Annotated in this window: 9 protein-coding genes; 5 read left to right on the plus strand and 4 right to left on the minus strand. The window is 62.6% G+C overall.

The window, feature by feature from the left end:
* The first annotated feature begins 27 nt into the window (after positions 1-27).
* Together BLJAPNOD_RS31175 and BLJAPNOD_RS31180 are read left to right on the plus strand one after the other, a co-directional pair.
* Positions 28-1,422 carry a selenium-binding family protein gene (locus BLJAPNOD_RS31175; protein ID WP_115422630.1) on the plus strand — a complete coding sequence of 465 codons (1,395 nt, stop codon included), beginning with the start codon at positions 28-30 and terminating at the stop codon, positions 1,420-1,422.
* 33 nt (positions 1,423-1,455) lie between these two features.
* Positions 1,456-2,082: a hypothetical protein gene (locus tag BLJAPNOD_RS31180; protein WP_115422631.1), complete on the plus strand. Its 627-nt coding sequence runs from the start codon at positions 1,456-1,458 to the stop codon at positions 2,080-2,082.
* A 40-nt stretch (positions 2,083-2,122) separates the two neighbouring features.
* On the opposite strand, the gene scpA is transcribed toward BLJAPNOD_RS31180, so the two are convergent.
* The 4 genes from scpA to BLJAPNOD_RS31200 form a co-directional block, all read right to left on the minus strand.
* Positions 2,123-4,261, minus strand: coding sequence for a methylmalonyl-CoA mutase (scpA, locus tag BLJAPNOD_RS31185; protein WP_115422757.1), 2,139 nt, complete (start codon positions 4,259-4,261; stop codon positions 2,123-2,125).
* A gap of 178 nt (positions 4,262-4,439) precedes the next feature.
* On the minus strand, positions 4,440-6,440 hold the full coding sequence (locus tag BLJAPNOD_RS31190) for an acetyl/propionyl/methylcrotonyl-CoA carboxylase subunit alpha (protein ID WP_077499165.1): 2,001 nt from the start codon (positions 6,438-6,440) through the stop codon (positions 4,440-4,442).
* A 30-nt stretch (positions 6,441-6,470) separates the two neighbouring features.
* Positions 6,471-6,761: a hypothetical protein gene (locus BLJAPNOD_RS31195; protein ID WP_077499163.1), complete on the minus strand. Its 291-nt coding sequence runs from the start codon at positions 6,759-6,761 to the stop codon at positions 6,471-6,473.
* A gap of 11 nt (positions 6,762-6,772) precedes the next feature.
* Positions 6,773-8,305: an acyl-CoA carboxylase subunit beta gene (locus BLJAPNOD_RS31200; protein ID WP_115422632.1), complete on the minus strand. Its 1,533-nt coding sequence runs from the start codon at positions 8,303-8,305 to the stop codon at positions 6,773-6,775.
* A 141-nt stretch (positions 8,306-8,446) separates the two neighbouring features.
* Here BLJAPNOD_RS31200 and BLJAPNOD_RS31205 point away from each other — a divergent pair, with 141 nt between their 5' ends.
* The 3 genes from BLJAPNOD_RS31205 to BLJAPNOD_RS31215 all read left to right on the plus strand — a co-directional run bounded on the left by BLJAPNOD_RS31205 (position 8,447) and on the right by BLJAPNOD_RS31215 (position 12,311).
* The gene (locus BLJAPNOD_RS31205; RefSeq protein ID WP_115422633.1) at positions 8,447-9,865 is read left to right on the plus strand and encodes an XRE family transcriptional regulator; all 1,419 of its coding nucleotides are present in this window, start codon (positions 8,447-8,449) and stop codon (positions 9,863-9,865) included.
* A gap of 223 nt (positions 9,866-10,088) precedes the next feature.
* Positions 10,089-11,231 (plus strand): isobutyryl-CoA dehydrogenase, encoded by a 1,143-nt coding sequence (locus tag BLJAPNOD_RS31210; RefSeq protein WP_199566068.1) that lies wholly within the window; start codon positions 10,089-10,091, stop codon positions 11,229-11,231.
* Positions 11,232-11,246: 15 nt separating this feature from the next.
* Positions 11,247-12,311 (plus strand): enoyl-CoA hydratase/isomerase family protein, encoded by a 1,065-nt coding sequence (locus tag BLJAPNOD_RS31215; protein WP_115422635.1) that lies wholly within the window; start codon positions 11,247-11,249, stop codon positions 12,309-12,311.
* The last annotated feature ends 10 nt before the right edge of the window (positions 12,312-12,321 follow it).

Here is a 12,321-nt window from a genome sequence, read left to right on the forward strand (position 1 = left end):
ATTGGGAATTCTCCAGGGAGAATGGAAATGGCGACGTGGCGACCCGATCCTTCCTTCTATCCATCACCACGCATGGCGGCCAAGGCTCCAAAGGAGACCTTAGCCTATGTCGCAGCGTTCGATCCCGAGCGAGCGAGGCCCGATGCCATCGCCGTCGTCGATGTCGACCCGACGTCTCCGCACTACTCGCAAATCGTCGGGCAGGTCGACATGCCGAATGTCGGTGATGAGCTGCACCATTTCGGCTGGAATGCCTGCTCCTCCTGTCTTTGTCCCAACGCCCCACACCCGCATGTCGAGCGTCGCTATCTGATCGTGCCCGGTTTGAGATCGTCGCGGCTCCACATCATCGATACGAAGCCCGATCCCCGCAATCCGAAGATCGTGCGGGTGATCGAGCCTGAGGAAATTGCCGAAAGGGCGAACTACTCGCGGCTTCACACCACGCATTGCGGCCCGGAGGGCATTTACGTCAACGCGCTCGCGGACCGTGACGGCAATGCACCGGGCGGTATCTTCCTTCTCGATCACCAGAGTTTCGACGTGCTCGGCCAATGGGAAATGGATCGCGGACCGCAAAAACTTGCCTATGATTTCTGGTGGCATCTCGGCCACGACACGATGATCACGAGCGAATGGGGAACGCCGGATACCTTCGAGAACGGACTGGTTCCCGAGGTTCTGCTCGGTTCGAAATACGGTCGCCGACTGCATTTCTGGGACCTGCACAAGCGCAAGCACCTGCAGGAGATTGATTTTGGGGAGGAGCACCAGCTCGTCTTTGAACTCCGCCCCGCCCACGATCCGACCAAGGCCTACGGCTTCGTCGGCTGCGTCATCAGCCTCAAGGATCTCTCCGCTTCGATCTGGACCTGGTATCGCGACAAAGACCAATGGGCGGTCAAGAAGGTGATCGAGATCCCGGCGGAGCCCGCCGATCCGGATCTGCTGCCGCCCGTGCTTAAGGGCTTCGGCGCGGTCGCGCCACTAGTCACGGACATCGACCTGTCGATGGATGATCGGTTCCTATACGTCTCCTGTTGGGGCACCGGTGACATGATCCAGTATGATGTTTCCGATCCCTTTAGCCCGAAGGAGACGGGGCGGGTGCGGATCGGTGGCATCGTTTCGCGTGGAACCCATCCGAAGGCCACGAACGGCGCGTTGAACGGCGGCCCGCAGATGGTGGAGATCAGCCGGGACGGCAAGCGCGTCTATTTCACCAACTCGCTCTACGGCGCGATCGATCCGCAGTTTTACCCCGAAGGCATCGACGGCTGGATGGTCAAGCTCGATGTTGCTGACGGCGGTGGGATAGCATTCGACGAGAATTTTTTTGTCGACTGGCCCAAAGGCCATCGCCCGCATCAGGTTCGTCTCGAAGGCGGGGACTGCTCGTCCGATTCCTACTGCTATCCTTAAGGAGGGTGCGGCCGTGCAGCCCTACCTGGGCGAATGACGACCTTCTGGCCTTGGCTTTCGCTTGTGGGCCTTGGCGCCTTTCACGGCGTCAATCCGGCAATGGGCTGGCTCTTCGCCGTGGCGCTCGGGCTTCACCGACAGAGCAGGCGCGCCGTCTGGCTGTCTCTCGTTCCCATTGCCATCGGCCATGCCATTTCCATCGCGACTGTCCTTGCCATCTTCGTCGCTTTCGGCACCGCTCTGGATCCGAACAGCTTCAGGGTTGCCGCGGGCGTGCTTATTCTCGGTGTTGCCGGCTACAGCGCGCTTTATGGGCACCGCCACAGGGTCCGGATCGGCATGCAAACCGGTATGGCCGGCCTTGCGCTCTGGTCATTCCTTATGGCGACGAGCCACGGGGCGGGGCTGATGCTGGTGCCCGCGGTCCTCAGCCTCTGCCTGGCGGATCGCGGGGGCGAACTCGCGATCGCCAGTTCGTTGTCACTCTCGCTCGCCGCCCTTGCGGTTCATAGCGGCGTCATGCTCGCGGTCATCGCGGCAGTGGCGCTCGCTGTCTTCGAGTGGCTTGGCCTTGCGGCTCTGCGCTCGGCGTGGATCAATTTCGATCGCATCTGGACACTGGCGCTCGGCGCGACCGGCATCGCGCTTCTCGTTCAATAAGCAACCCATCCCACTCTTCGGTTGGAGCGGAATGAGGAGATCAAATGTTGCGCCGCTTGCCCTCGATCAGGTCGAGCACGGCGCGCGCGGCGTCGAGCACGTTGGTGCCGGGACCGAAGACGGCCGAAACGCCGTTGTCCATCAGGTACTCATAGTCCTGCCGTGGGATGACGCCGCCGCAAATGACGATGACATCCTCACCGCCGCGCTTTTTCAGCGCCTCGGCAAGTTGCGGCATCAGCGTCTTGTGGCCGGCGGCGAGCGACGATACGCCGATGACGTTGACTTTGCTGGCCACCGCCATGTCGGCCGCCTCTTCAGGTGTCTGGAACAGGGGGCCGGCCAGAACGTCGAAGCCGATATCGCCGAAGGCCGAGGCGATCACCTTGGCGCCGCGGTCGTGACCATCCTGGCCGAGCTTCGCCACCATGATCTTCGGCTTGCGGCCGAGCTTGTCCGAGACTTCGCCGAGCCGTTCGGTGAGCACAGCCAATTCCGGCTCGCCCTCATAGGCCTTGCCATAGATCTTGCTCACCACCTTGGGCGTTGCCGCATGGTCGCCGAAGGCTTCGCGCATCGCGTCGGAAATCTCGCCGACGGTCGCCCGGGCCCGGGCTGCTTCTACTGCTGCCGCCAGCAGGTTGCCTTCGCCGCTACGCGCAAGTTCCGTAATCGTCGCCAGCGCCTTTGCCACATCCTGCGAGTTGCGCCGCCGCTTGGTCTCTTCGATCCGGCGGATCTGGGCTGCACGCACAGCGGTGTTGTCGATCTCCAGGATGTCGATCGGCTCCTCGTTGTCGAGGCGGTACTTGTTGACGCCGACGATCACTTCCTCGCCCTTGTCGACGGCCGCCTGGCGCCGGGTGGCCGCCTCTTCGATCAGACGCTTGGGCAGTCCGGCATTGACCGCCTCGGTCATGCCGCCCATCGCCTCGATTTCCTCGATCAGCGCCCAAGCTTTTTCGGCCAGCTCATTGGTGAGGCTCTCGACATAATAGGAACCGGCCAGGGGATCGACAACCTTGGTCACGCCCGTCTCATGCTGGAGAATCAGCTGGGTGTTGCGGGCGATGCGCGCCGAAAACTCGGTCGGCAGCGCGATCGCCTCGTCGAACGAGTTGGTGTGCAGCGACTGGGTGCCGCCAAGCGCCGCCGACATCGCCTCGAAGGCGGTCCGGATGATGTTGTTGTAGGGATCCTGCTCCTGCAGCGAGACGCCCGAAGTCTGGCAATGGGTGCGCAGCATCAGCGACGACGGCTTCTTCGGCTCGAACTCCGTCATGATCCGCGTCCACAGCAGCCGGGCTGCGCGAAGCTTGGCGGCTTCCATGAAGAAGTTCATGCCGATTGCGAAGAAGAAGGAGAGGCGACCGGCGAACTCGTCGACATCAAGCCCTTTGGCAAGTGCTGCGCGCACATATTCGCGGCCGTCGGCCAGCGTGAAGGCGAGCTCCTGTACCAGCGTCGCACCGGCCTCCTGCATGTGGTAGCCGGAGATCGAGATCGAGTTGAACTTCGGCATCTCCTTGGCCGTGTACTCGATGATATCGGCGACGAGGCGCATCGAGGGTTCCGGCGGGTAGATATAGGTGTTGCGGACCATGAACTCCTTGAGGATGTCGTTCTGGATGGTCCCGGACAGCTTGTCGCGCGAAACGCCCTGTTCTTCGCCCGCGACGATGAAGGAGGCGAGGATCGGGATAACAGCGCCGTTCATGGTCATCGACACCGACATGTCTTCAAGCGGAATGCCGTCGAACAGGATCTTCATGTCCTCGACGCTGTCGATCGCCACACCGGCCTTGCCGACGTCGCCCTCGACGCGGGGATGATCGCTGTCGTAGCCGCGGTGGGTGGCAAGGTCGAAGGCGACCGAAAGGCCCTTCTGACCGGCAGCGAGGTTCTTGCGATAAAAGGCGTTGGAGGCTTCTGCCGTCGAGAATCCGGCATATTGCCGGATCGTCCAGGGGCGGCCGGCGTACATCGTCGCGCGCGGTCCGCGCAGAAATGGGGCAAAACCCGGCAGGGAGCCGACATGGCCAATGCCGTCGAGATCGTCAGCGGTGTAGAGCGGCTTGACGGCGATGCCTTCAGGCGTCTGCCATGTGAGGCTTTCCGGCGACGCCTTGAGCTCACGCTCGGCGAGGTTTTCCCAGTCCTTGATGGTCTTCTCGGTCATCGCGTCGCTCCACATGCAGTTTGATTTGGCCAGCCCCTCATCCCCCTGCCGGGACCTTCTCCCCGTTGAAACGGGGAGAAGAGGGGTGTGGCTCGCCTGGCGTTCGTCTTCCCTCTCCCCGCGAGCGGGGAGAGGGTTAGTGTGAGGGGCCATGCTGCGACAGCGCCGTCGGCAGCCATCATTCGAATTCCATGATCAGTTCGTCGACAGCAAGGCTTGCGCCGGCGGCAACGGCGACACGCTTGACGGTCGCGCGTTTTTCCGCGCGTAGAATGTTTTCCATCTTCATCGCCTCGACGATCGCCAGCGACTGGCCCGCCTCCACCGTGTCCCCGGCCTTGACCGAGACCGAGGTGATGACGCCGGGCATCGGGCAAAGCAGCATCTTCGATGTATCCGGCGGCAGCTTCTTCGGCATCAGCTTGGCAAGCTCGGCGACGCGCGGGCTCCTCACTCGGGCGATCACGTCGATGCCGCGCCAGCGCAGTCGGATCGCGGTTCCCGTCAGGTCCACTTTCACGCTCATTGGCTGATTGTCGATGTTGAAGGTGGCGAGCGTGCGGCCCGGCGTCCAGTCGCCGGCGATCGAGGCGGACGTGCCATCCTCGAAGCGGACATAGGCGCCGTCGGCCGAAGCACCCGAGGTCAGCGGAAAGTCCATGTCGGCAAGATTGACCACCCAGTCGTTGCCGACGATCCGGCGGTGATTGCCGATGGTGCCGGAAATCTGGCTGGCGCGTTCCTGCTGTACCTGGTTGATGGAGACGGCGATCGCCGCCAGTTTGCGCGCCGACGCATCATCAGGCGTGACGCCATGAAAGCCGTCGGCAAATTCCTCGGCGATATAGGCGGTCGTCAGCCGGCCATCGCGAAAACGCTGCTGCTGCATCACGGCAGACAGGAACGGCAGGTTATGGCCGATGCCTTCGACCTCGAACCGGTCGAGTGCCTCTGCCATGGCCTCCACGGCCGTCAGGCGGTCAGGACCCCAGGTGCAGAGCTTGGCGATCATCGGATCGTAGTACATCGAGATTTCGCCGCCCTCGAAGACACCGGTGTCGTTACGCGTGACCGTGCCGTCGTTTGCACCTTCCGCCGGCGGCCGATAGCGGGTCAGCCGGCCGATCGACGGCAGGAAGTTGCGATAGGGATCTTCGGCATAAAGGCGGCTCTCGATCGCCCAGCCATTAAGTTTGATGTCCGCCTGGCCGAAGGAGAGCCTTTCGCCGGCGGCAACACGGATCATCTGCTCGACGAGGTCAAGGCCGGTTACGAGCTCGGTGACCGGGTGTTCCACCTGCAGGCGGGTGTTCATTTCCAGGAAATAGAAGTTGCGGTTGCCATCGACGATGAACTCGACGGTGCCGGCCGAGTGATAGCCGACGGCCTTCGACAGTGCCACGGCCTGTTCGCCCATGGCCTTGCGGGTGGCGGCATCCAGGAACGGCGAGGGGGCTTCCTCGATGACCTTCTGGTTGCGGCGCTGGATCGAGCATTCGCGCTCGCCGAGATAGAGGGTGTTGCCGTGTTTGTCGCCAAGCACCTGGATTTCGATGTGGCGCGGTTCGGTCACGAATTTTTCGATGAAGATCCGGTCGTCGCCGAACGAGTTCTTGGCCTCGTTCTTGGAGGACTGGAAGCCCTCGCGCGCCTCCTGGTCGTTCCAGGCGATGCGCATGCCCTTGCCGCCGCCGCCGGCAGACGCCTTGATCATCACGGGATAGCCGATCGATCCTGAAATTTTGACGGCTTCGTCGGCATCGGCGATCAGGTCCATGTGGCCGGGCACGGTGGAGACGCCGGCTTCGGCTGCAAGCTTCTTCGAGGTGATCTTGTCGCCCATCGCCTGGATGGCGCCAACAGGCGGACCGATGAAGGCAACGCCTTCCTTCTCCAGCGCTTGCGCGAAGGCTGCATTCTCCGACAGGAAGCCGTAGCCGGGATGGACCGCATCGGCACCGGTCTTGCGGATCGCCTCGATGATCCTGTCGATGACGATATAGGACTGCGCCGAGGGCGAGGGGCCGATATGAACCGCTTCGTCGGCCATGCGCACATGCATGGCATCGCGATCGGCGTCGGAATAGACGGCGACGGTGGCAATGCCGAGCTTCTTCGCTGTCTTGATGACGCGGCAGGCGATTTCGCCACGGTTGGCGATGAGGATCTTCTTGAACATGCGTATCTCTTTCAAATCCTGGGTGTCGCGTCAGCGTTTGAATTTGCGCCGATAGGGCAGGAGCGCGATGGACGATGCCGCAACGGCGCCGCCGAAGAGCAGCGCGAAGGGTACGACGACCATGGCCGTGGCGAGGATGGGGCTGGTGGAGCGGGCGATGTGGGTGCCGACCGCGCCGATGTTGAGCCAGATCAGGACACCTGCGACGGTTGCCCCTGTCGCCATGCCGTAGAGCGCGTTGACGCCCATGTAGCGCAGCATCTCCCGATGGTCGCGGCGGGCCTCCTCCGGCGTCATGATGCGTTCGCGTTCCGGCTCCATGCTTGCCTCCATCATAAGGGGATCGTGTCGTGCTTGCGCCAGCGCAGATTGACCTGCTTGTTGCGAAGCGAGGCAAACGCGCGGGCGATGCGGCGGCGCGACGAATGCGGCATGATCACTTCGTCGATGAAGCCGCGTTCGGCGGCGACAAACGGATTGGCGAAACGCTCCTCGTATTCCCTAGTGCGCGCCGCGATCTTGTCGGCATCGCCGAGTTCGGAGCGATAGAGGATCTCGGTCGCGCCCTTGGCGCCCATGACGGCGATTTCTGCGGTTGGCCAGGCGTAGTTGACGTCGGCGCCGATATGCTTGGAGGCCATGACGTCATAGGCGCCGCCATAGGCCTTTCGCGTGATCAGCGTCACCATCGGTACGGTTGCCTGGCTATAGGCGAAAAGCAGCTTGGCGCCGTGCTTGATGACGCCTCCATATTCCTGGGCCGTTCCGGGCAGGAAGCCGGGCACGTCGACAAGCGTCAGGATCGGGATCGAGAAGGCATCGCAGAAGCGTACGAAGCGGGCGGCCTTGCGCGAACTGTCGATATCGAGGCAGCCGGCAAGCACCATCGGCTGGTTGGCGACGACGCCGACGGTCTGGCCTTCCATGCGGATGAAGCCGGTGATGATGTTGCGCGCGAAGCTCTGCTGCAGCTCGAAGAAGTCGCCCTCGTCGGCAAGCGCGAGGATCAGCTCTTTCATGTCGTAGGGTTTTGCCGCGCTGTCGGGGATCAGGCTGTCCAGGCGACGTTCCAAGCGCGAGGGATCATCGTGAAATGGCCGGACCGGCGGCTTTTCGCGGTTGTTGAGCGGCAGGAAATCGAACAGCAGGCGCACATGCTCCAGCGTCTCGATGTCGTTTTCATAGGCCGCATCGGCGACGGAAGACTTTTTCGTGTGCGTGCCTGCGCCGCCGAGCTCTTCGGCGGTGACGATCTCGTTGGTGACGGTCTTCACCACATCGGGGCCGGTGACGAACATGTAGGAACTGTCGCGCACCATGAAGATGAAGTCGGTCATGGCTGGCGAATAGACGGCGCCGCCGGCACAGGGTCCCATGATCACCGAGATCTGCGGGATGACGCCGGATGCCTCGGCATTGCGGCGAAAGACTTCGGCGTAACCGGCAAGCGAAGCGACGCCTTCCTGGATGCGGGCGCCGCCTGAATCGTTGAGGCCGATCACCGGCGCGCCGTTCCTGACCGCCATGTCCATGATCTTGCAGATCTTCTGCGCGTGGGTTTCCGACAGCGAGCCACCGAGCACGGTGAAGTCCTGGGAAAACACATAGACCTGCCGACCGTTGATCGTGCCCCAGCCGGTGACGACGCCGTCGCCGGCGACCTTCTGGCTGTCCATGCCGAAGTCGACGCAGCGATGCGTGACATACATGTCGTATTCTTCGAAGGAATCGTCATCGAGCAGAACCTCGATGCGCTCGCGCGCCGTCAGCTTGCCTTTGCCGTGCTGGGCATCGATGCGGCGCTGGCCGCCGCCGGCCCTTGCCTCTGCCCGGCGAGCTTCGACCTGTTCGAGTATGGCGCGCATAATTCCCTCCCGGTTTTTCCGTGATTGTGCAGAGGCGTTTGTCGCTTCGCAATAGCCTCGAAGGGCGGATGGTAAAACGCCCGTTCATGTGCAAATGTGAAATAGAGAATATTGCGAAATGTAAATTGCAAAGTTGCGAACATGGCGATCGGCAAACTCTATATCGGCCGCAAGGTCCGGGAAGTCAGGGATGCGAACAAAGCGACGCAGGGGCAGTTTGCCGAGCGCATCGGCATCTCCACCAGCTACCTTAACCAGATCGAGAACAACCAACGGCCAGTGTCGGCTTCGGTGCTGCTGGCGCTCGCCGAAAAGTTCCAAATCGACATCGCCGAATTGTCGACGGGCGAGGGTGACAGGCTGTTGTCGGCCCTGTCGGAGGCGCTCAGCGACCCGCTGTTTGAGACCTATTCGCCGAGCCTGCAGGAACTGAAGCTGATCACCCAGAATGCGCCGGGGCTGGCGCATGCGCTGATCAGCTGTCATCAGGCCTATCGTCGCAACAGCGAGCAGCTCGCCAGCATCGACGATACCATCGGCCGTGGCGGGCCTTCGGTGGAGACGACGCCCTATGAGGAGGTCCGCGACTTCTTTCATTTCGTCGACAACTACATCCATGACATCGATGTTCTCGCCGAGCGCTTGGCCGGCGAGCTCGGGCTTGGCGAAGGCGACAACCATGCCGCCCTTGTCGCTTATCTCGAACAGCGCCACGGTGTGCGCGTCGTACGAGGTGCTGCCGGCGACGAAGCGATCCGGCGCTACGATCCGCGCGCGCGCCTGTTGACGCTCAACCCTTACGCACCGGCGGCGACCCGCGACTTCCAGGTCGCGCTTCAGATCGCCCAGCTCTATGCCCGGGAGGAGATCGATCGCGTAGCCGGCGGTGCCGGTTTTCGCACAGAGGAGGCCTACGAGATCTGTCGCATCGGGCTGCAGAACTATTTCGCCGGGGCGCTGATCTTGCCCTACCAGGCCTTTCACAAGGCGGCGCGGGAACTCCGGCACGACATCGAACTGCTGGCGGCGCGTTTCGGCTCGTCGCTCGAGCAGGTCTGCCACCGCCTGTCGACGCTGCAACGCCCGGGACAGAAGGGTGTTCCGATCTTCTTTGCCCGCATCGATCGGGCCGGCAACATCACCAAGCGCCATAGTGCGGCGAAGCTGCAATTTGCCCGCTTCGGTGCCGCCTGTCCGCTCTGGAACGTGCATCAGGCCTTCGAGACGCCCGGCCGCATCATTCGCCAGCTTGCCGAGACGCCGGACGGCGTGCGCTATCTCTGCCTTGCGACGCAGATCACCAAGGGCGGCGGCGGTTTCCGCGCAGCACAGCCGCGTTATGCCTTGGCGCTCGGCTGCGAAATTTCCTACGCCGACGCCTTCGTTTACGCCGACGATCTCGATCTCGGCAACCGCGCGGCGTTCGATCCGATCGGCATTTCCTGCCGGATCTGCGAGCGGACGAAATGCGCCAGCCGGGCCGTGCCTCCCTTGAAGCGGAAGCTGATCGTTGACCATGACTTGCGCGGCGCTCTGCCGTATCGTCTGAGCGAGAGCTGATGGACTTTGGCAGGGTTCTGTTCGTTTTTGAACAGAACCTGTGAGAAGTTGCACCTGTGCCTGTACGGAATTTGGTGTAACTAGCCCCAATCGGCTACAGCGCCGCGCATCTAAGGCGCGCAAAGGTCGCTGTAGCACTTTGAGTTGCTGCATGTTTTTCTCCTTTAATCGGCTACGATTAAAGGAAACATGCAGCGGGTATGCGGTCAGGGAGGACATGCATATGGATTTTCGCCTGTCAGAGGAACAGGAAGCCATCCGCCAGATGGCGCTCGATTTTGCGCGCGACGAACTGGCGCCGAATGCCATCGAGTGGGACCAGGAAAAACACTTTCCTGTCGACAAGCTCCAGGCAGCAGCGGCGCTCGGCATGGCCGGCATCTATATCCGCGACGATGTCGGCGGCACGGGCCTGACACGGCTCGACGCCGCGATCATCATCGAGGCCTTAGCTACCGGCTGCCCGGCGGTCGCCTCCTTCGTTTCCATTCACAACATGTGCTCCGGCATGATCGACCGCTACGGCACAGACGAGCAGCGCCATCGGCTGCTGCCGAAGCTGCTGACTATGGAGACGCTGGCGAGCTATTGCCTGACGGAGCCCGGATCCGGTTCGGATGCGGCAGCGCTCAAGACAAAGGCGATCAAGGACGGCGACAGCTATGTGCTGACTGGCCAGAAGCAGTTCATCTCCGGCGCCGGCGTCTCCGGCCTCTATGTGATCATGGCACGAACCGGCGAAGATGGCCCGAAGGGCATTTCGACCTTCGTGGTCGAAAAGGACGCGCCCGGCCTCACCTTCGGAGCCAACGAGAAGAAGATGGGTTGGCACGTGCAGCCGACCCGCGCGGTGATGCTCGATGGCGTGCGGGTTTCCGCTGAAAATCGCCTTGGCGGTGAGGGCGACGGCTTCAAGATCGCCATGGGCGGGCTGGACGGTGGGCGGTTGAACATCGCCGCTGCATCGCTGGGCGGTGCGCAGGCTGCCTTCGATAAGGCGCTTGCCTATGTCCAGGAGCGTCGCGCCTTCGGCAAGGCGATCGGCGAATTCCAGGCGCTGCAGTTTCGTCTCGCCGACATGGCGACCGATCTCGAGATCGCCCGGACCTTCCTCTGGCGCGCCGCTTCGGCGCTCGATGCCGGCGACCCGGAAGCCACGAAGCTCTGCGCCATGGCCAAACGCTTTGTCACCGATCGCTGCTTCGCCATCGCCAACGACGCGCTGCAACTCCATGGCGGTTACGGCTATCTCGCCGACTACGGCGTCGAGAAGATTGTCAGGGACCTGAGGGTGCACCAGATACTTGAGGGCACAAACGAGATCATGCGGCTGATCGTGGCGCGCGCGCTCATCGGCCGGAAATAATCGGAAGGGTTTTTCATGGAAATGCAGGCGGCAGCACCTGAGGTCATCGTCGAGCGGCAGGGCGCCATCGGGCGCCTCCGGCTCAATCGCACCAGAGCGCTGAACAGCCTCAACGTTCCGATGATCCGGCTGATCGCCGAGGCGCTGACCGAGTTTGAGAGCGATCCTTCGGTTGCTGCCGTGATGGTGACGGGCGAAGGCGAACGCGGGCTTTGCGCCGGCGGTGATATCCGCATGATCTATGAAAGCGGACGCGAGCGACCCTCCGAAGGCGCGCAGTTCTGGCGCGAGGAGTTTATCGTCAACAGCCGGATCTCGGCTTATCCCAAGCCCTATATCGCCATCATGGACGGCATCGTCATGGGTGGCGGCGTCGGCATCTCGGCGCATGGCAGCCACCGGATCGTCACCGAGCGCACCCGGCTCGCCATGCCGGAAACCGGCATCGGCTATTTCCCGGATGTCGGCGCCACCTGGCTTTTGCCGCAGGCGCCCGGCGAGTTCGGCACCTATCTCGGCCTGACCGGCCGCGATATCGCTGCCGCCGATGCGATCCATGCGCGGCTTGCCGATCACTATGTGCCGGCCGGCAAGCTCGATGAACTGTTCTCGATCCTCGGTGGACTGCCGGCCCCAGCCGGCGCAGCGGACGTCGATAATGCAATTCGAAGCGTTGCCGAGGAGGCGTCGGCCTCATCGCTGGCGCCCCATCTCAAGGCAATCGATCGTTGCTTTGCCTTCGACACTGTCGAGGAAATCCTTGCGGCTCTGGAGGCGGAAGACAGTGACTTCGGTTGGGAGACACTGGCGCTGCTTCGCTCGCGCTCGGCCTTGAGCATGAAGCTGACGCTCGATCTCCTGCGCGCCGGTCGCAAAAGCGCCTCGCTCAACGAATGCCTCGAGCGCGAGTATTCGGCGACACTCGGCATGCTTGCCAATCCGGATTTCTATGAGGGCGTGCGTGCCGCCGTCATCGACAAGGACCGCAACCCGAAATGGTCTGTGGGGCTGTCTGATGTGACCGACGAGATGCGCGCGCGCTTTGCCAACCGGGATCACCTGCCACTGTTTGTCGCCTGAGGGAGCAAGC

The sequence above is a fragment of the Ensifer sp. M14 genome, assembly GCF_003355565.1.
Classification (GTDB): domain Bacteria; phylum Pseudomonadota; class Alphaproteobacteria; order Rhizobiales; family Rhizobiaceae; genus Ensifer.

Coding starts and splice junctions, on each gene's coding strand:
- BLJAPNOD_RS31175 (WP_115422630.1), top strand. CDS start 28: ATGGCGACGTGGCGACCCGATCCTTCCTTCTATCCATCACCACGCATG.
- BLJAPNOD_RS31180 (WP_115422631.1), top strand. CDS start 1,456: ATGACGACCTTCTGGCCTTGGCTTTCGCTTGTGGGCCTTGGCGCCTTT.
- scpA (WP_115422757.1), bottom strand. CDS start 4,261: ATGACCGAGAAGACCATCAAGGACTGGGAAAACCTCGCCGAGCGTGAG.
- BLJAPNOD_RS31190 (WP_077499165.1), bottom strand. CDS start 6,440: ATGTTCAAGAAGATCCTCATCGCCAACCGTGGCGAAATCGCCTGCCGC.
- BLJAPNOD_RS31195 (WP_077499163.1), bottom strand. CDS start 6,761: ATGGAGCCGGAACGCGAACGCATCATGACGCCGGAGGAGGCCCGCCGC.
- BLJAPNOD_RS31200 (WP_115422632.1), bottom strand. CDS start 8,305: ATGCGCGCCATACTCGAACAGGTCGAAGCTCGCCGGGCAGAGGCAAGG.
- BLJAPNOD_RS31205 (WP_115422633.1), top strand. CDS start 8,447: ATGGCGATCGGCAAACTCTATATCGGCCGCAAGGTCCGGGAAGTCAGG.
- BLJAPNOD_RS31210 (WP_199566068.1), top strand. CDS start 10,089: ATGGATTTTCGCCTGTCAGAGGAACAGGAAGCCATCCGCCAGATGGCG.
- BLJAPNOD_RS31215 (WP_115422635.1), top strand. CDS start 11,247: ATGGAAATGCAGGCGGCAGCACCTGAGGTCATCGTCGAGCGGCAGGGC.